Consider the following 19,615-nt stretch of genomic DNA (forward strand, 5'->3'; position numbering starts at 1 on the left):
GCGACGTTCAGGGGAACGGGCCGATCTCTCGACTGACCTCCGTCTCCGCTTCGGTCAGTACCCGGATGCGGTGCGCCAGCCAGATGGTGAACTGGTTTTCGGCTTGGCGGACGTCTACGCCCAGAAGCCGAGATGCCTTGTCCAGCTTGTAGAGCACCGTGTTGCGGTGCATGTACAGGTTGCGGGCTGCGGCGTTTAGGTTCCCGCCGCTCTCGATGTAGGCCATCAGTACCGCCTCGAGGTCCTCGCTCCGGTCTACCGCACCGAGTAGCGGAGCGAAGGTTTCCTCCGCGAAGGCTCGGCCGTCGGCCTCCTGGGCCACATGGGCCAGCACCGCGAATACCCTCAGGTCGCCATAGTTTGCCACGCCGTCGAAGCGCAGGCTACGAGCCACCTCCAAGGCCACCCGGGCCTCCCGGTAGCTGTTCATGATGCCGGGCACACCCTTGCCGGGCCTGCCCACGGCTACCGCCGCCTTGACGCCCGACTCCGCCCCTCCGAGCAGGTCGAGCAGCGCCTGGGCGAACTCGCCGGCCTCCTGCGCCGGGCTCGCCGCGGCTCGGGATCGGCCTGCCCGTGACACCTTGCGCACGACCACCAGCAAGTCGCCGAGCGGGGTCGCCATGGTCGTTTCGGGCCCGTCGGAAAGCTGCTGCACGGTGCGCACCACGCTGGCCGACCGGCTGAGGCCGGTGGTCGTGGCCGCGTCGAGCACGCCACGTGCCACCACCACTGCGTAAACCCCTTCCACGTCGAAGTGGTGGTGGGCGGCGCGATTGGACAGCTCGTGGGAGCTGGTGAACCGGCCGTGTAGCAGGGCATGAACGAAGTCTCCCCGGGCCCGCTCCTCGGACTCCTCGATGCTGCGCAGCCGCAGGATCTCGGAGCCGGTGATCATCACCGCCTGCTCGGCCACCACCAGGTGCTGGGCGAGGTCGTGGCGGTGTGGGGGATGGTCGAACTCCACAATCACCACCCATCCGTACGTAGTGCCGCCCAGCACCATGGGGTCGACCACGACGCTGACCGTCTGCTGCTCCAGGTCCACCTCCAGGCACCGGGCGCCGACGTGAGTTCCGGGCGGTGCTGGCTCAGATGCCAACTGCTGGCGGAGCACTCGAATCAGTTCCTCGGGATCGGGCACTGCCGCTGCGCTCAACGACTCGTAGGCCAGCACCTCGAAGTTGATGCCGAGCAGGAACGCCGGGCAGTTCGACAGCCGGGAGATCCGCCGAGCCATGGCCGACAGGCCTGACCCCCGATAGAGGACGTCGGCCAACTCCCGGTGCACGCTCACGCCGTAGGCCATCGCATGGGCGTCCTGCGTCAGCCGCTTCTCTGCGACTAGCCGATTGACGGCTGCGAAACTCGTGCCAGGCGGCGCCATGATCACCGGTAGCGGCGGGGACTTCCCCACCTCCGGGGCCGCGCTCTGCTGGGCCGGGCCGGTCAGCACGACCAGCGCAGCGGCCCCCCCCTGGTGCAGCCGGTCCATCTGCTCGGCCGCCACTACCGGATCGGAGTCCAACAACTCCGCCTGGCCTACCACCACCACCCCCTTGAGCGCCGCTCCAGCGACGAGGGCATCGGAGAGGGGAAGGCTCCACTCCACTCGCGCCTCCCGGCTCTCTGGGCTGCCGCCGACCACAGCGGAGGCCCGCAGCAGTGGCTCCTCGAGCAGCGACGCCACCGTGAACGAGTGCTGCATCCCCGCCTCGCCCGGACTGTGGTGGACGCTCACGGCCGCAACCGGCTTCCCGGGTGCGTCGGCTGACCGTCTGTGACAACTGCCAGAGATGGAACCCCAAAGTTGTGCACGTCGACCATTGTAGCTGCTGAGGATGACCCTTAGATTGCGCTCGACGTCACTAAAGAATCGTCCCTGAGGAGGCATTTGATGTCCATCACCATTACCCCCCCGGCGCAAGAGGAGAAGACCCCCTTCCGCCTGCAGTTAGAGGCTGCGGTGGCCGGTAAGCACTCTCAGGCATCGCCTTTTTCAGTGGCATGGTCGGAGGGGCGCCTGCAGAAGGATCATTTCGCGTTCTGGGTGGCACAGCACCTCCACTACGTGGGGCATTTTTCGGAATGGCTGGGAGCCATGTTCGCCGACTGTCCGCACAAGGACGCCCGTGATTTCCTCCTTCAGAACATGTGGGAAGAGGAGATGGGCACCCCTCACACTGAGCTTCTTATCCACTTCGGTGAGGCTTGCGGCTGGACCCGGGATCAGATCCTGTCCACTCCGGCTCTGCCTACCACCAATGGTCTGCGCTACTGGTGCGAGACACTGGCCAAGTCCCACGACTTCGTCGGTGCATCGGCCGCGCTGATCGTGGGCCTGGAGTCCCAGACGCCGGGCATCTACATCCGCCAGCTGCCGCCGCTGCGCGAGAAGTACGGGTTCACCACCGATGAGACCATCTTCTTCGACGTACACATCTCCTCCGACGTGGTTCACGGCGAGCGCGGCTACCAGATCGTGGAGAAGTACGCCGACACCCCCGCCGAGAAACAGCGCTGCTTGGACCTAGTCCACCAGGCCACCGAAATGCGCTGGATGTACATGGACGGCCTGCACCGGGAGCTGGTCCGCCGTTACGGCGAGGTCTGAGCCAGCCCGCACATACGTCCAAGACCAGTTCGAGAAGAGGGGAGTTCGGGATGGCATCAGAAGGCCAAGGCGAGGTAGGGGGGAGGGAGTCCGAACCGGTCGATGCCCCGGTATCTGGAGGCCATCTACTGGCCCGGGCCCTCCGTAGCGAGGGTGTCGACACAATCTTCACCCTGTGCGGTGGCCACATCTCCGACGTCTATGACGGCTGTCTGGACGAGGGCATCCGCATCATCGACGTGCGCCACGAGCAGGTCGCAGCCCATGCCGCCGACGGCTACGCCCGCATGACCGGACAGCTTGGCTGCGCGGTGGTCACGGCCGGGCCGGGCACCACCAATGCAGTGACCGGGGTAGCCAATGCGCTGCGGGCCGAGAGCCCCATGTTGCTAGTGGGGGGCCAGGCCGCCCTCAGCCAGCACCGCATGGGCGGTCTGCAGGACTTGGCGCACGTGGAAATGATGCGACCCATCACCAAGTTCGCTTCCACGGTGCCCGACACCACTCGGGTGGCCGATTTTGTGACCATGGCTGCTCGGGAGGCCTTCGCCGGGGCGTGTGGTCCCTCGTACCTGGAGATTCCTCGCGACATCCTTGACCGCAAGGTGTCCCTCTCCGCGGCCCGCGTTCCTGTCGCTGGCAAGAGTCGGGCGTCTACGCGCTCGGTTGGAGATCCCGACGACATTGCCCGGCTGGCTCAGCTGCTGCAGGAGGCAGAGCGGCCGTGCGTGCTGTTCGGCCAGCAGGTGTGGACCTGCCGTGCCACCGATGCGGCACTCGAGTTCGCCGACTCCCTTCAGATTCCGGTGTACATGAACGGAGCGGCCCGGGGCACGCTGCCCCCCGGCCACCCGCTGCATTTCCAGCTGACCCGCCGAGCCGCCTTCACCGAGGCTGATCTGGTGGTGGTGGTCGGCACCCCGTTCGATTTCCGGCTTCGTTACGGGGCCAGCATTAAGGCCCCCACCGTGGTTCAGGTCGACATGGGGTTCACCACCGTCGGCCGCAACCGCGACGTGGATCTGGGCATGGTCGGGGATGTCGGTGCGATCTTGAGTGCTGTCACCGCCGCCGCCGGCCCGCTGAGCGCCTCCCAGAAGGACACCCGCAACCGCTGGATCGAGCGGCTGCGCGGCCAGGAACGCCAGCTGGTGGAGCGCCGCCTACCTGAGCTGCGGAACGATCAGACCCCCATCCACCCCTACCGGCTGGCTTACGAGATCGACCGGTTCCTGACCGAAGAGTCGATATTCGTCGGTGACGGCGGCGACGTGGTCACCTTCGCAGGCAACGTCATCCAACCCAAGTCGCCGGGCGCCTGGATGGATCCCGGTCCGCTCGGGACCCTCGGGGTCGGGACCGGCTTCGCTATGGCCGCCAAGCTGGCCTACCCCCACCGGGAGGTGGTCGCCCTCTTCGGTGACGGCTCGTTCGCCATGACTGCCTTCGACATCCAGACCGCCGTCCGTTTCGACCTCCCCTACATAGCAATCGTCGGTAACAACTCGTACATGAACCAAATTCGCTGCGGGCAAATCCAGAAATATGGACCGGAGCGGGGAGCAGTTGCCAACTACCTGGGCGACGTTCACTTCGAGAAGTTTGCCGACATGCTCGGCATCCACGGGGAGGCAGTGCGCCGCCCGGAGGACCTGGCCCCAGCGCTGGAACGGGCCCGCCGATCGGGAACCTGCGCGGTGATCAACGTGTGGCTGGATCCCGACGCTTACGCCCCCGGCACGCAGAACCAGACCATGTACAAGTGACCGAAGGGACAATCTTGAGCGACATCCAAGCTCCGCTCGCTTCGGACGACGTGCTTTCCAGGTGCGCGGACGATCGTGACAGCCGAGCGCTTGAAGGTATCCGAATCGTCGACATGACCCATGTCCAGTCCGGGCCCTCCTGCACCCAGCTCCTGGCCTGGCTAGGAGCCGACGTATGGAAGGTGGAGGTCCCTGGCCGGGGCGACATCACCCGCCAACAGCTGCGGGACGTCGACGGCGTGGACAGTCTCTACTTCACGATGCTCAACTCCAACAAGCGATCGATCACCATCAACTTGAAGTCCGAGGACGGGCGGGCCCTCCTGCACGACCTGCTGGCCCAGGCGGACGTGCTAGTAGAGAATTTCGGTCCCGGGGTCCTCGACCGCCTCGGCTTCAGCTGGGAAGACTTGCACCGGCGCCATCCCCGGCTGGTGTACGCCTCGGTAAAGGGCTTCGGCTCGGGCCGCTTCGTCGATGCCAAGGCCTACGAGCCCATCGCTCAAGCCATGGGCGGCTCCATGAGCACCACCGGCGACCCCGACGGAGTGCCGACGGTGACCGCCGCCCAGATCGGTGACTCCGGGACCGGGGTGCATCTGGCCGCAGCTATCATGGCAGCCCTCCTGCAGCGCGAGATGCACACCGGGCGGGGCCAGCGGGTGCTGTGCGCCATGCAGGACTCGGTGCTCAACCTGTGCCGCGTGAAGTTGCGCGACCAACAGCGCCTCGAGTCAGGTCCGCTGAACGAGTACCCCGTGCAGAGCACCACCGGTGCCGTGCCCCGCTCGGGTAACGCATCCGGCGGCGGCCACCCCGGCGCGGCGCTGCGCTGCGCCCCCGGCGGCCCCAACGACTTCGTGTACCTGATTCTCCAACCCCAGATTTGGACCTCGCTGTGTGAGGAGATGGGCCGGCCGGACCTGATCGACGACCCCGGCTTCGCTACCCCAGCGGCCCGTCTGGACCACCTCCCAGAGGTATTTGCCACCATCGAGGAATGGACCTCCACTCTCACCAAGTTCGAGGTCTACGAGCGTTGCAACGCTATCGACGCGCCGTGCGGGCCGGTGCTCGATACCTCCGAGCTGATCAGCGACGAGGCCCTCCGGGGGCGGCAGATGGTGGCCGCCATCAAACACCCCGAGCGGGGCGAGTACCTGACCGTCGGCTGCCCGCTGCAGCTCTCGGACTCCCCGGTGGAATACCGCTCCGCCCCCCTTCTCGGCGAGCACACCTCGGAGATCCTGCGTGACATGCTCGGCCTGGACGAGGAGCGCATCGCCGACCTTCAGAAGGCGGGGGCCATCTGATGGTCGTCGCCCAGTCCCCTCTGCCGGCCGCCGGCCCTCCAGATACCGTCCGGCTGCCGACTCTTAAGTTGCTCATCGGCGGCGAGTGGCGCGAGTCGGTTTCGGGGGCCAGCTACGCGACCATCAATCCGGCCACCGAGGAGGTCATCGCCGAGCTGCCCGAACCCGACGGGCGCGACATCGACCTCGCCGTGCTGGCCGCCCGCTCCGCCTTCGAGGACGGCCCGTGGCCGAAGATGCAGGCGTCCGAGCGGGGCAAGATGTTGCGCTGCCTGGTCGACTTGCTCCGAACCCACGAGGAAGAGCTGGTCCACCTTGAGTCTCTCGATGCCGGCAAGCCTCTGGCCGCGGTGCGCCGCCAGGACATGCCCACCGTCATCGACTGCCTGGACTACTACGCCGGGTGGTGCGACAAGATCACCGGCGAGGTGGTCCCGGTCCGCCCCGACGCCCTCACGTACGTCAAGCGGGTGCCGGTCGGAGTGGTGGCCGGAATCGTCCCGTGGAACTTCCCGCTCATGAACGCCATGTGGAAGATTGCCCCGGCCCTGGCCTGCGGGTGCGTGATGGTCATGAAGCCGGCAGCCGAGACACCCCTCTCGGCGCTGCGATTGGGAGAGCTCGCTTTGGAGGCCGGCCTCCCCCCCGGGGTGCTCAACATCCTGCCAGGGCCCGGTCCTGGAGCTGGCATGGCGCTGATCACCCACCCGGGCATCGACAAGATCACCTTCACGGGATCCCCCGGCGTCGGGAAGCTGATCATGGAAAAAGCAGCGCCCAATGTCCCCCGTATCACTCTGGAACTGGGCGGAAAATCGCCGAATGTGGTCTTCGACGACGCAGATCTGGACTCGGCCGTTAAGGCGGCCGTCGCCGGGGTGTTCTTCAATAGCGGCCAGGTCTGCTCGGCCGGCACCCGGGTGCTGGTCCACGAGCGCATCGCTGAGGAGTTCACCGACCGGTTGGTTGAACGGTCCGCCAACCTGCGCGTGGGGGAACCGACCGCCGCAGACACCTACCTGGGCCCGCTGATCTCCCAGCGCCAGATGGACCGGGTGCTTTCATATGTCGAGCAGGGCATCGACGAGGGTGCCGTGCTGCGCACCGGCGGTCAGCGCCTAGAGGGCCCCGGCTACTACATGGCACCAACCGTGTTCTCCGGCGTGGATAACCGGATGGTCGTCGGCCGGGAGGAGATCTTCGGTCCGGTGGTTTCAGTCATGCGGTTCTCCTCCGAGGAGGAGGCAGTGGCGATGGCCAACGACTCGCCCTACACGCTGGCCGCCGCGGTGTGGACCAACGACCTGGCCCGGGCCCACACGGTCGCCGACCGGATCCGGGCCGGCACCGTCTGGGTCAACACCTATGGCCACACCGACAATCGCCTCCCGTGGGGGGGACTGGGCGGCGACTCGGGCGTCGGCCGCGACCTGGGTTCCAGCGCCATCGAGAATTTCACCGACCGGAGGACGATTTGGGTAAACCTGAAGCGCAGGGGTTGATTGACGGCCGCCAGGACGCGTCCCTGGGATGGGCCCGGATGCGGGCCGTGGTGGCCGAGCAGTGCACCGGGCGCAGCCCCCACGGGGTGGTGGCCGCCGCCGCGCCATTGGCCGCCGCCCTCGGGGCCCAGTGCCTCAGGGACGGCGGCAACGTGTTCGACGCGGTGACCGTCGCTGCCTTGGCCGAGACCGTACTGCTGCCGCCCAAATGCGGACTGGGAGGGGACCTGGTAGCCCTGGTGGTGCGGGACGGCCAATCCCGGCCCGAGGCCCTGATCGCCGTCGGGGGCGCACCCCGCCGTCTGGCCGCGTTGGCCGCCGCCGGCCGGATGACGGTGGATGGGCCCACGTCGGTTGGGGTCCCGGCCGCCGCGGCTGGCTACGCTGCGCTATCTGAGCTGGGGGTGTTCGACCGCTCTCGGCATGCCGAGGGGGCCATTCGTGCCGCCACCACCGGGTTCGCCTGGTCCAAGGTATGCACCCTGCTGACGACGCTGTCCACCTCGCTGCTGACCGCCCAGAACCCGGCTGGCACCGTCTACCTCCCTGGCGGATCGCCCATCGCGTCAGGCGCGGTCACCCGCCTTCCAGGACTGGCGAAGGTTCTCGACGAGTGGGTGGTCCGCGGTGCCGGCCTGATGACCGGCCCGGTGGGGCGGGCCGTTGTGGACGCGGTGCAGTCCCGGGCCGGGGTGCTCGAGATGGACGACCTGGCCGACTACGGGGGCGCTGTCTGGAAGGCTTGTGATGAGAGCCGGGTCGGCGGCCATCGAGTGTGGACAACCCCGGCCCCTACTCACGGACCGGTCCTCCTCGACGCATTGGGCGGACTCGGTGACCTTGGGTCCCTGACCGCCGCCCGCACCTACCGGTCGGTGGTCGGCGCGGTGGAGCGATTCCGTATACGGAACGGCGAGTCGGTGGCCGATGGGGGCACGTCGATCGTAAGCGGCGTAGATCGGCACGGGAACATGGCGGTGGTCATTCACTCCAACTCCTTCCCCCGCTTCGGTAGCGGCCTCGTGGTCGACGGGCTGGACCTGATATTGGCCAACCGAGCTGGGCGGGGCTTCTCCAGTCGGGTCGGCTCCCGAAACTTCCCAGAGGCCGGCCGCCGACCGTCGACCACCCTGCACGCGTGGGCCGTGGCGAGGGAGGGCTCGCCTGCGGTGGCGGTAGGCGGCACCCCGGGCGGGATCAACCAGGTGCCTTGGAACACCCAGTTGATGGCTGATCTGATCCGCTCCGAAACCTGGCCGTCCGATGCTGTGGTCACGCCCCGTTGGGAACTCATGCCCAGCCACGCCGGTATCCGGGTGGAGGAAGACTTCAGTCCCCACGACGTCGTTGCCTTGGCGGTGGAGGAGCCCCGGTTGGAGTGGGCCGGCCCACTTGGGCTCCGGAGCGCCCAACAGGTGGTCGTCCGAGGCGACGCCTGCGGGTCCATGATCGCCTCCGCGGATCCCCGCACTGTAGGAGCGGTGGTGCCGGCGTGACCGCCGGCCTGCCCCCCGGCGGCCAGTTGCCCCCGCCGCCGGTGGCCCAGGGCCACTACCAGCCGGTGGTCGTCCACCAGGGCATCGCCTACACCGCCGGGATGACCCCCCGCCGCGACGGCGCACTGATTTTCACCGGCCGGGTCGGCGCCGACTTGGACCCGGTCCAGGCCCGGCAGGCCACCGCCCTGGCAACCGCCAATGCCCTTTCCGCGGTTGCCGCCGGCGCCGGTGGCCTGGACCGGGTCGAACGGGTGCTGACCATGACGGTGTGGATCGCCGCTGCCGCCGACTTCACCGGCCACACAGCGGTGGCAGACGGCGGCTCGGCGCTGCTCGCGGACATGCTGGGCAGCCCCCCGGCCGCCCGGGCTGCCATCGGGGTGACTTCCCTGCCCGGCGGGGCGCCGGTGGAGGTCGCCTTGGTGGCCGCCATTCGGGCCGCCGGTGACCTCTGATGGTCGACTTCACCAACCCCAGCCCGGCGTCGACGCTTTTGGCCGCCGAGCCCAGCCCTGGCTTCAGCGTCACCCTGCGGGTGTCGGTCCCTAACACCGCGACCGCCACTGGTGACCTGGTGGCCACGGTGACCGCCTCCCAGGCGGTGCTGACCGCTCTCGATGTTGTGGAGTCCCTCGGGGACTACCTCACCGTCGACGTCAGCTGTGACGCCCTCGGGGCGGAGCATATGCGCCTCGTGGCGAGTCGTCTCGAGAGCCTCCCCGGCGTGGAGGTCCGCAACGTCAGCGACCGGACCTTCCTATCGCACCTGGGCGGCAAGATCTCCGTCTCGGCCCGGGCGCCCATCGCTCATCGCGATGATCTGGCCCGCATCTACACCCCCGGGGTGGCCAGGGTTTGCGAGGCCATCTACCGCCATCCCGACGACGTCTACAACCTGACGATGAAGCGCAACACCGTTGCCGTGGTCACTGACGGGTCGGCCGTTCTCGGGCTTGGCAACCTGGGTGCGGAGGCTGCTCTGCCGGTTATGGAGGGCAAGGCCGTTCTGTTCAAGCGGTTCGCCGACGTGGACGCCTGGCCGGTGTGCCTGGCAACCCAGGACGTGGACGAGATTGTCCGCACCGTGGAGATCATTGCCCCCGCTTACGGCGGTATCAACCTGGAGGATATTGCCGCGCCTCGCTGCTTCGAGATCGAGCAGCGCCTGCGAGCCAGCCTGGACATCCCGGTATTCCACGACGACCAGCATGGCACTGCCATCGCCGTGCTGGCAGCGCTGTGGAACGCCCTGGCGCTAGTTGGAAAGCGCCTGGAGGACGCCCGCATTGTGGTGTCGGGAGTGGGGGCGGCGGGGACTGCGGTCATCCATCTCCTGCTGGCCGCCGGGGCCACCGACATCGTGGCTTCCGACCGCGACGGGGTTCTTTACGATGGCAAGGCGGGTCTCATCGGCCCGTGCCAGGAGGTCGCCCTGCGCACCAACTCCCGCCGGCTAACCGGTCGGCTAGCCGACATCATGCCCGGCGCTGATGTGTTCATTGGCGTCAGTGTTGGGGACCTGCTCGGCGAACACGACGTGGCTGCAATGGCACCCGATTCGATCGTCTTCGCCCTGGCCAACCCCCGCCCCGAGGTAGACCTGCGCGTGGCCCGTCGTCACGCCGCGGTGGTGGCGTCGGGCCGCAGCGACGACATAAACCAGATCAACAACGTGCTGGTGTTCCCCGGGTTCTTCCGCGGCCTTCTCGACGCCCGCTGTCGGCGGGTCACCACCAGCATGGAGTTGGCCGCGGCGCGGGCCCTTGCCTCCATGGTGACTCCCGAGCGGCGCAGTGCCAGCTACATCATCCCGAACGTGTTCGACCCCAACGTGGTCCCTGCTATTGCCAGGACCGTTACCGAGGCGGCCCGAGCCGAAGCGGTCTGACCTGGAAACGGGACAGCCGGGAACCCGACCGGTGCCGGGGGTGCCTGTGCAGGATGCACGATTCTCCTCAGGGTCTCCGTGCTGTCTGTTCATTGTTCCACCCGTCACCGGCTGCCAGGCTGGGCGACATCGGGGCATGGCGCCCGACCAGCGGAGACAGGGAAGGACCGTCGGGCTAGATGTCGACAGCACTGACAGATCGGGAGCTGGATCTTCTTGATCCCGAAGAGATAGCGGCGGGGGTTCGAATCATCTTCGATGACTTCGAGCTTCAGGTGTCCGACGGAGTCAAGGTACTCCTCGGCGAGGACGGCACCGTCACCTACCGGTGGCGCTGCACAGTGTGTGGCTACGTCCACGAGGGTGTCGAGCCGCCTCGGTGGTGTCCCTTGTGCGGGGCCGAAAATGACCTTTTTGTAAGGGACGAGGCGGCATAGTTATGGACATTCGCAGCGTCAACCCAGCCGCCCCCTCCGACGTCGTGGCGGAGATCGCCTCTACCACGCCCGACGAGCTGGAAAAGATCCTGGACGCGGCTGTCGACGCACAGCTTGGCTGGGCCCGTACCACCCCGTCCCGCCGGGCTGCGGTCATGGGCGCCATCGCCGCCGGGCTGGCCGCCAGCTCGGACGAGCTGGTCGCCCTTATCGTCCGGGAGGAAGGCAAGACCGTGGCCGAGGCCACGGTCGAGGTCATCAAGTCGGCCGAGCAGTTCACCTTCGCCGCCCAGTTGGCCTACATGGTCGAGGGCACCCAATTCCCCGAGGAGGAGCCAGGCACCGCGGCCTATACGCTGCGATCCCCGCTGGGGGTGGTTGGTGCCATCACACCCTGGAACTTCCCCCTTTCACTGCCCGCCCGAAAGCTGGCCGCTGCTCTGGCTGTCGGCAACGCGGCAGTGTTCAAGCCGTCGCCGGTCGTGGCGGCCGCCGGGGACCGGCTGGTCCGCATTATCAACGACGCCGGTATGCCCGCCGGATTGTTGGGCCTCGTGCAGGGCGCCGACCCGGCCACCATGGCCGCGCTGGCCGGCGATCCCCGGCTGAGGGCTGTGACCTTTACGGGATCCGATGGCGTAGGTGAGCGCCTAGCTGGCTCGCTGCACCGCTTCGCCAGAATCCAGATGGAGCTGGGCGGCCGCAACGCGGCGGTGGTCGCCGCCGACGCCGACTTGAAGCGCGCTGCCACCGATATCGCCAAGGCGGCGTTCGGCCAGGCCGGCCAGACCTGCACCGCCACCGACCGGGTCCTAGTCGAGCGCTCCGTCGCCGACCGGCTCACCGAGATGCTGAGCGCTCGGGTGTCTGAGCTCGTGGTCGGCCCCGGCGTCCGCCCCGACGTCAGCTTCGGGCCGGTCGCCACGGCCGAGCAGAAGTCGCGCCTGGAAGCCGTTTTCGCCTCTGCCCGCCATGCCGGCTGCCGGCTTCTGGCGCAAGGTCGCATCGCCGAGGACGTGGACCCCGACGGCTACTGGGTGGCGCCCGTCCTCTACGGCGACGTCCCCGCCGATCACCGCCTGCTTCGCGAGGAGATGTTCGGTCCGGTGCTCAGCATCGTCGCTGTCGACTCGGTAGCCGAGGCGGTCCGTGACATCAACGCCGACGGGCACGGTCTCGTCGCCGCCCTCCACACCGCCAGTCTGACCACCGCGAGCCGCTTCGCCCGGGACGTGCGCTGTGGGCTGGTGAAGATCAACGGCAGGACCACAGGCAACGGCGTGGCTCCTCCCTTCGGGGGGTGGCGGGCGTCCAGCTCCGGCGCCTTCCCCGAGGGTGGGCGTCAGGCCATCGACTTCTTTACCGAGACCAAGACCGTCTACAGCACCTACGACTGACAACAGGCACAGATCATCGAACAGGAAGGAAACCAGTGCACAAGGTCTATCGAATTGACCTAGAGGATGCGCTCGTCGTGTTGAGGGCAGCGGAGGAGGAAGCGGAACGGATCGGGGTCAAAGAGACCGTCTGTATCGCCGACGATGGCGGGCACATCGTGGCCCTCCACCGCATGACTGGCGCCCGTCTGACGGGCGTGGAGATCGCCACGGCCAAGGCATTCACGTCGGCCGGGCACCAGCGGGCCACGCACCTCTTCAACGAGCCGCCCAACGGCCCCGCCCTGCCGGGCAATGAGGCCTTTGGCATCAACCAGATGATCCCTGGCCGGTTCGCCATTTTCGTCGGCGGTTTTCCGCTGGTCCACGACGGCCAGGTGGTCGCCGCCATCGGCGTGAGCGGCGGCAACGGCACCCAGGACAAGGCGGTGGGAGCAGCAGCCATCGCCGCCTTCGAGCGGTTGATGGCCGACGGCGACGGTGACGTCGGCGGCAATGGCAGGACGGCGGCCGGTTCTAGGGCCGGCTGACCCGGGCAGGAAGAAGGAGGGGGAGAGCTCTTATGAAGATCCTGGTGGCGGTCAAGGTGGTCCCGGCTCCCGGCGCGGTGCGGTTCGATGAGGGCCTGAATCGCATCGTGCGCGAGGGGGTGGCCAGCATGGTCAATCCGCTGGACCTGTTGGCACTGGACGTGGCTCTGGCTGGCAGGTCCTGCTCAGACGGGCAGGAGGTGGTGGCTTTGACTATGGGCCCCCCAGGCATTGGGGTTCTCCTCGATGAGGTCGCCGGCCTGGGTGTGGACCGCGTAATCCATCTGTGTGACGGCGGCCTGGCTGGCGCTGACACTTTGGCCACGTCCCGCGCCCTGGCACAGGCCATGCGGATCGAGCAGGCCGACGTGCTCCTCTGCGGTCGCAGTGCCATGGATGGCGGCACCGCCCAGACCCCCGCCCAGATCGCCGAGATCGCCGGGCTGGCCTTCGCCTCCGGTGTGGTCGCGATGGAGTTCGGCGACCGATACGTCACCGTAGTAGAGGAGACCGACGATGGGGAGAACCGGCGTATCCTGCCGACCCCGGCAGTTATCAGTGTGGAGGCGGGATGCGCTGCCGGACCGGCGGCCCCCGTCGCCCGGTCCGGCTCCATCGAAGTGTGGGACATCGAGCGCTTGGGCGGTGACCCGGCGGGGTACGGCATTCGCGGGTCACGCACCTACGTGCAGAACGTCACCGATATCAGACACGTTCGGTCGGGCCGGACCGCCGGGCTGGACGAGGCCATCGAGGTGATCAACGCCCGCGTCGCGGTCCCGCTCGGCGACGTCCCCGTCGTTGAAGCCTTCGCCCCCGAGAGCGGAGCCCGGCCTATATGGATGATGGCCGAGAGTCGGGGCGATGATCTGCATCCGACATCCCTGGAAGGCCTGGCCTGTGCCCGCAGGGTGGCGGGACGGCTGAACGCCCAGGTGGTGGCGGTGTTCCTAGGAGACTCAGCGGGGACCCGACCGGATCGATTGATCGCCGCCGGTGCTGACCGGGTGCTGGTCGGAACCGCGGCCCACCTCGAGGGGCAGCCGGCCGAGGTGATGGCCGCAGCCCTGGCTCCCCTAATCGAGCAGCATCAGCCGGTCGCGGTCATCGCCCCTTGGTCGAGCCGTGGCCGTCACTACCTTCCCCGGGTAGCGGCTCGACTCGAGCTAGGCCTAACCGGCGACTTCGTGGGCCTAGACACCGCTCCTCACCCAGCGGGCGGCGGCCGCACAGACCTAGTGTGGCTAAAGCCGGCCTGGTGCGGCAGTGCCATGGCACGGGTCGTGGCTCGCACAACGCCGGCACTTGGGACCCTGCGCCCCGGGGCTTGCCAGCCGCTGGCCCTCGACCATGGGCGGACTGGGACGGTCGAAACAGTCGAACTCGACGAATCGGCCCTCGCTGCAGCCGCCAGCGTGCTCGGTGCCGGGGGCCAGCCGTCGCACCCCTCCGCCATGGAGGGTGACTTGGCGTCCGTCCTATTGTGCGTGGGCGCCGGGGTTGACCCCAGGCTGGCCGACCGGCTGCAGCGACAGGTCGAGACCCGAGGATGGGGATTCGGTGGCACCGCTGCTGCGGTTGCCGGAGGGCTGGTCGCCTCACGGGCTGAGGTATCCCTTGTCAAGCGATCTATCTCGCCGTCGGTGTTCATCGGGGTGGACCTTGAGGGCCCTCGAGACTTGGACCCAGTGCGCGGCGCCGGCTTGGTGGTGACCGTGGGAGCGGACATGGTCCCCGAGCTGGCTGACCACAGCGACCTTGTGGTCGCCGTGGGCGCGGCCGAGCTGGCCGCCGCCCTGGAGAACGCGACAGCCGCGGTGGCATCGGCCCGTACCTGACAACCGGCGGGCGAGCCGACTACCATCGACGTGTTTTCTACTTGGTAAGTCGCTGGTCGGGGGGCTGGTTAATGGACTTGTGTCACCAGAAAGTTGCGGTATTCGGGTTAGCTCGATGGCGCGAGCCCGGGCTTTACGCGGCATTGTCTCTGCACGGTTGTAGTCCTTGGCGCGGCTACTGGCACACCTCCCAGACGGCTTTCGGCCGGCGCTGACGGCGCTGAAACATGGCGTTAACCGTCCCCGCATCGGCCCGTGACGGGCCGTCGTTAGGGTTTCTGCCATGGACGAGACAGCATGTTTCCCTACCTCAATTCAACTCTTGCTTCGGAGTAGTTCCCGTAGAAGACGGCTCCGACAGCTCGCTATTACCGACGATGGCGGCCAGGGAGCTCTTCGTCATCCCGCCCATGTGGATCGCTGGCAGCTATGCACCCTGTACATGGAAGTGCCCCTTGGGCATCCGTACACTTCGCAACATCAGAGTTCGAGTACCGCACAGGTCCGGGAATGTCGGACCGGGGACTCACAATCCAACAGTGAGAAAGGGAAGAGTGTGGGGGTTTCCCAGCAGGATCTTGGAGGAGCTGTTCTCGGCAAGCGGGGTCGCGTTTTCGCAGCAGTCGCATCCGTGGCCGTGGGGGCGCTGGCGCTGTCGGCATGCGGCAGCAGCGGCCAATCCACGACAGCAGCAGGATCAGGATCGTCCTCCGGAGGAGGAAGCGGATCCGGGGGACTGCAGATTGCGAACTTCGTGCCCTTCAGCGGAGCTGACGCCTCGTACGGCGACTTGGCGCTGTCGGGCTGCTACCCAGCGACCTACCTGATCAACAAGGCGGGCGGAGTGCTCGGTCACCAGCTCACCTGCACCAGTTCTGACACTCGTGGTGACCCCCAGGATGCGGTGCCGGCGGCCAACGCCCTCGTAGCGCACAGCAGCTCGGTGGTAGCGGTGTTCGGGCCCAGCTCGGACGAGGCGCTATCTACTGAGCCGCTCTTTCAACAGGCCCACATCCCGTCCTTCCTCATGACTGGCGACACCCAGTACGACTCAAATACCGACCCCTACATGTGGCGGCTAGTGCCACCCGACGCCGCTGAGGGCTATGCCATGGCGGCGTGGGCCGAGAGTAAGGGCTTCACCAGGGCGGCCGCGGTGTTCGCGACCGGCTCGCAGTCCCAGGCCGACGGCCCCGCTGCCATCTCCGGGTTCAAGAAGCTGGGCGGTCAGATCGTGGCCAACGTGCAGCTGACCCCTGGGCAGCCGTCCTACAGCACGGAGGCCCAGAAGGTGGCCAGTTCGCACCCGCAGGTCATCTTTTACGACGGTTCTGCGCCCATGTCGGCCACCTTCTTCGCCGAACTGAAGCAACTGACCAACCTTCCTCCCACCTACGTGGTGGAGACCGAGGAGGAGCCCGCCTGGATCACCGCCGTGTCAGGGGCCATCGGTGCCAGCGCGCTGCAGTCCTTCACTGCCTTCGAGGCGTCCACCCCATCCACCTCGACCGCCGGCTGGCAGACATTCAACCAAGCCATGCACAACGCCCCGAAAAATGTGCCGAGCATCAACCAGTACCTGAAGGACCCTTTCACCCTGTCCTACTACGACGCCGCCAACCTGGTTGCGTTGGCCATGGTGGAGGCCCATTCGATCAAGCCAACGGTGTACAACTCGGACATCATGGGCCTGACCGAGGCTGGGGCCGGCAAGACGGTGGTGCACGACTTCGCCACCGGGGTCAAGGACCTGCAGGCGGGCCAGAAGATTCAGTATGTCGGCGCGCTCGGCCAAATCAGTCTGGACCCACACCACAACATTGCTGCGGACTTCAACGCCTTGACCGAGAGCAGCAACCCGCAGGTCCTCGGCCAAGCCCCCACCGATCTGATGGTCAAGGCGGCGGGGTGATCATGGTTGGCTGCCACTGCAGTCGGAAAGGAGGACGGCGGGCATGAACTCCATGTTGAGCTCCCTCGGGTTTGGGATCGTCACTGCATCGATACTGCTGCCGGCAGCGGTCGGCTTCACCCTGCAGTTCTCCGCCACTGGCGTGTTGAACATCGCCTTTGGGGCGCAGATGACCTTCGCCGCCTACATCGCGTTCATATGCACGCAGGCCGGGATGAGCATCTGGCTGGCACTAGTGCTGGGCGCGGTGTTCGGGGCGGTGTTCTCGGCACTGCTCAACCGGTTCCTTCTCGCTCGGTTCGCGAAGCGGGGAACGACGTTCTTCGGCATGGTGGTGGTGACCATCGCCCTGGCGCTTCTCATCGAGTATCTGGTTGAAATCATCTGGGGCACCATGTCGGTGAACTACCAGATGACCGGTACGGGCGTGGTTCACCTCGGGGCCATGTCATTCACCCACTCCCAACTGGTGGTAATGGCCATCGGACTGGGGATCGCAGTGGCGACCCATAGCCTCCTCAAGTACACCCGTATCGGCAAGGCGATCCGGGCGGTGGCCTCGAACACCGACCTGGCCCGCTCGAGCGGCGTCCCGGCCCAGCGGATCACGGACATCGCCTGGCTGATATCGGGCCTAATGGGTGGGGCAGCCGGGGTAATGCTCGGTATCAGCCTGTCGAGCGTCTCCTACACCATGGGTGACACGTTCCTTATCGAAATTATCGCCGCAGCCGTCCTTGGCGGGGTTGGCCAGGTGTACGGGGCGATGCTCGGGGCGTTAGCGATCGGCGTGCTGCTCGAGGAGAGCGCCATCGTGCTGGGCGGCGCGTATGCACCGATCAGTGCGTTCGCTGTACTCATCCTGGTCCTGTTGGTCCGACCCACCGGCATCATGGCCGGGGCGGCGGAAGCGAAGGGAATCGCCTAAATGGCTTATTACTTGCTCACCCTAGCTGTATACGTCGTGGTTGGCGTCATCGCCTGCTGGGGTCTGAACTTGCAGTTCGGCGACACTGGGGTGCTCAACTTCGCCTATATCCTTTTCGTGGCTGCGGGCGCTTACACCGCCAGTATTCTCAGCCTGGGTCATCCCAACTCGTCCAGCTATCAGCACTACTTCTGGGGGGCCCACATGCCTTGGCCAATCCCGTGGCTAGCGGCCGCGGTGGTCGGTGGCCTGCTGGGCCTGCTGGTCGGCCTGCTGGTTCTCCGCCGTCTGCGCGGTGACTACCAGGCCATGGTCCTGCTGGTGGTATCCATCATGGGCTCCTACATTGTCTCTGCCGACCCCGGGTTCCTCAACGGCGGGGTTGGTCTGGCCCTGATTCCCCAGCCGTTCAAGGGTGTGCTGCACCTCAGCCAGGTGGGCTACGAGGTGTTCTACCTGGCGCTGGCTCTGCTGGCTGCGGCGGTGGTGTTTGAGGTGGTACGCCGCATCCACATCTCACCGCTAGGCCGGGTGTTGCGGGCCGTCCGGGAGAACGAGGCGGCCGCCGCTGCTGTCGGGCACAACGTGGCCGCCGTGAAGCTCCTGGTCATGGTTATCGGCGGCGCAATCGCAGCCCTAGCCGGAGCCATTGAGGTGCAGTTCATTGCCGCTTGGGCCCCGGCCGGATGGGACTACACCGAGACCTTCGGCCTGTTCGCCGCGGTCATCGTCGGCGGTCGGGGCAACCTTGGAGGGGTGGCCCTCGGAGCCCTGCTGGTGCAGGGCCTGTTCCTAGAGGGCACGGTGCTCCTGCCGAACATCGGCAACCCGGCGCTCATCGGTGCCATCCAGTGGATGAGCCTCGGAGCGCTGATCCTCATCTTCTTGTACTTCCGTCCCCAAGGCGTACTGCCGGAGAGACGTCGCACGTACTCAAGCGACATCACCACCCGGCGAAACCGGATGGCGGCCCTGCCAGCGGCACTCACCAGAAGGAGCGCTCGTGGCTGATCAGCTCACCGACACGCCGGCGGAGTCCACCTCCTCCGATTCGGAGGCGGACCGGGTGACCGGCGCGGCCATCCTGCGGGTGGTCGACCTTGAGGTCCACTTCGGCGCAGTCCGGGCCGTCAACGGGGTGTCGTTCGAGGTGCAGACGGGCACCGCCGTCGGTCTCATCGGCCCTAACGGTGCCGGTAAGAGCACCGCGCTGAAGGCCGTCGGCGGCGAGACCAGGCCCACCTCGGGCCGGGTGATCTTCGACGGGATCGACCTCGCCGGTCGCCCATCACATGTGGCCGCTCGGGCCGGCATGATCCGCACCTTCCAACTCGGCGGCGAGTTCGCCCGGCTCACAGTGATGGAGAACCTGCTCGTTTCTGTGCCTCGCCAGCGAGGCAAGAGCATCTGGGGCGCGCTCGGCGGCCGAAGGTGGTGGGGCGCCGAGGATGCCGCCGAGATCCGTAGGGCCCGGGAGATCCTTTCCCGCTTGGAGCTACGCGAAAAGGAAAACGACTACGCCAGCGACCTATCCGGCGGACAGCGCAAGCTTGTGGAGATCGGCCGGGCACTAATGGCCAGGCCCAAGATGCTCCTGCTCGACGAGCCGATGGCCGGAGTTAACCGCAGCCTGGCCCGCCACATCGAACATGCCTTGTCAGCGCTCCGCAACGACGGGCTGACGCTACTCCTCGTCGAGCATGAGCTCGGCTCGGTGGAGCGCCTCTGCGACCGGGTCTTGGTTATGGCCGGGGGCCGGCAGATCGCCAGCGGCCATATGGGACAGCTCCGGTCCCGCCAGGAAGTCCTCGACGCATACCTGGGAGGGAGATAAATGGAGACCTTTGCATCCGATCAGAAGACCAGCGGTAACTGGATAGCGGGGTCCACCACCTGCGGGGTTCGGGTGAGGTAGTCATGTGGCGGGCGGAGCCGAGAGATCGGTTCTTGGTCGATGGCGCCTACAGACAACAGCGTGCTGGCGAGGTTGG

16 protein-coding genes are annotated in these 19,615 nt (G+C 67.0%); 15 read left to right on the forward strand and 1 reads right to left on the reverse strand.

Annotated features, from left to right (window positions below; all coding sequences use genetic code 11):
* Positions 1–7: 7 nt before the first annotated feature.
* A complete protein-coding gene (locus K6U06_RS22900; RefSeq protein WP_262324305.1) occupies positions 8–1,741 on the reverse strand; it encodes a PucR family transcriptional regulator in 1,734 nt (577 codons plus the stop codon).
* Positions 1,742–1,897: 156 nt separating this feature from the next.
* On the opposite strand from K6U06_RS22900, the gene K6U06_RS22905 reads away from it, so the two are divergent.
* The 15 genes from K6U06_RS22905 to K6U06_RS22975 all read left to right on the forward strand — a co-directional run bounded on the left by K6U06_RS22905 (position 1,898) and on the right by K6U06_RS22975 (position 19,458).
* Entirely contained in the window at positions 1,898–2,614 is a 717-nt protein-coding gene (locus K6U06_RS22905) for a TenA family transcriptional regulator (RefSeq protein ID WP_262324306.1), read from the forward strand.
* Positions 2,615–2,664: 50 nt separating this feature from the next.
* Positions 2,665–4,380 carry a thiamine pyrophosphate-binding protein gene (locus K6U06_RS22910; RefSeq protein WP_262324307.1) on the forward strand — a complete coding sequence of 572 codons (1,716 nt, stop codon included), beginning with the start codon at positions 2,665–2,667 and terminating at the stop codon, positions 4,378–4,380.
* A gap of 50 nt (positions 4,381–4,430) precedes the next feature.
* A complete protein-coding gene (gene frc / locus K6U06_RS22915) occupies positions 4,431–5,693 on the forward strand; it encodes a formyl-CoA transferase (protein WP_410051132.1) in 1,263 nt (420 codons plus the stop codon).
* On the forward strand, positions 5,693–7,195 hold the full coding sequence (locus K6U06_RS22920) for an aldehyde dehydrogenase family protein (protein WP_262324309.1): 1,503 nt from the start codon (positions 5,693–5,695) through the stop codon (positions 7,193–7,195). Before frc ends, K6U06_RS22920 begins: the two co-directional genes overlap by 1 nt.
* Positions 7,196–7,233: 38 nt before the next feature.
* Complete coding sequence (locus K6U06_RS22925) at positions 7,234–8,691, forward strand: gamma-glutamyltransferase (RefSeq protein WP_262324310.1); 1,458 nt, start codon at positions 7,234–7,236, stop codon at positions 8,689–8,691.
* Positions 8,688–9,149 carry a RidA family protein gene (locus K6U06_RS22930; RefSeq protein WP_262324311.1) on the forward strand — a complete coding sequence of 154 codons (462 nt, stop codon included), beginning with the start codon at positions 8,688–8,690 and terminating at the stop codon, positions 9,147–9,149. Before K6U06_RS22925 ends, K6U06_RS22930 begins: the two co-directional genes overlap by 4 nt.
* The gene (locus tag K6U06_RS22935) at positions 9,149–10,582 is read left to right on the forward strand and encodes an NAD-dependent malic enzyme (RefSeq protein ID WP_262324312.1); all 1,434 of its coding nucleotides are present in this window, start codon (positions 9,149–9,151) and stop codon (positions 10,580–10,582) included. Before K6U06_RS22930 ends, K6U06_RS22935 begins: the two co-directional genes overlap by 1 nt.
* Before the next feature lie 179 nt (positions 10,583–10,761).
* Positions 10,762–11,019 (forward strand): rubredoxin-like domain-containing protein, encoded by a 258-nt coding sequence (locus K6U06_RS22940; RefSeq protein WP_262324313.1) that lies wholly within the window; start codon positions 10,762–10,764, stop codon positions 11,017–11,019.
* Between the two features lie 2 nt (positions 11,020–11,021).
* Positions 11,022–12,416 (forward strand): aldehyde dehydrogenase family protein, encoded by a 1,395-nt coding sequence (locus K6U06_RS22945; protein WP_262324314.1) that lies wholly within the window; start codon positions 11,022–11,024, stop codon positions 12,414–12,416.
* A gap of 35 nt (positions 12,417–12,451) precedes the next feature.
* Positions 12,452–12,946 (forward strand): GlcG/HbpS family heme-binding protein, encoded by a 495-nt coding sequence (locus tag K6U06_RS22950; protein WP_262324315.1) that lies wholly within the window; start codon positions 12,452–12,454, stop codon positions 12,944–12,946.
* 32 nt (positions 12,947–12,978) lie between these two features.
* Complete coding sequence (locus tag K6U06_RS22955; protein WP_262324316.1) at positions 12,979–14,784, forward strand: hypothetical protein; 1,806 nt, start codon at positions 12,979–12,981, stop codon at positions 14,782–14,784.
* 442 nt (positions 14,785–15,226) lie between these two features.
* Positions 15,227–16,696, forward strand: coding sequence for an ABC transporter substrate-binding protein (locus tag K6U06_RS22960; protein ID WP_262324317.1), 1,470 nt, complete (start codon positions 15,227–15,229; stop codon positions 16,694–16,696).
* Between the two features lie 43 nt (positions 16,697–16,739).
* Positions 16,740–17,624, forward strand: a complete 885-nt coding sequence (locus tag K6U06_RS22965) for a branched-chain amino acid ABC transporter permease (protein ID WP_262324318.1) — start codon at positions 16,740–16,742, stop codon at positions 17,622–17,624.
* Positions 17,625–18,635 (forward strand): branched-chain amino acid ABC transporter permease, encoded by a 1,011-nt coding sequence (locus tag K6U06_RS22970; RefSeq protein WP_262324319.1) that lies wholly within the window; start codon positions 17,625–17,627, stop codon positions 18,633–18,635.
* The gene (locus K6U06_RS22975; RefSeq protein WP_262324320.1) at positions 18,628–19,458 is read left to right on the forward strand and encodes an ABC transporter ATP-binding protein; all 831 of its coding nucleotides are present in this window, start codon (positions 18,628–18,630) and stop codon (positions 19,456–19,458) included. Before K6U06_RS22970 ends, K6U06_RS22975 begins: the two co-directional genes overlap by 8 nt.
* Positions 19,459–19,615: the final 157 nt, after the last annotated feature.

This window comes from Acidiferrimicrobium sp. IK (assembly GCF_025499425.1).
GTDB lineage: Bacteria > Actinomycetota > Acidimicrobiia > Acidimicrobiales > Palsa-688 > Acidiferrimicrobium.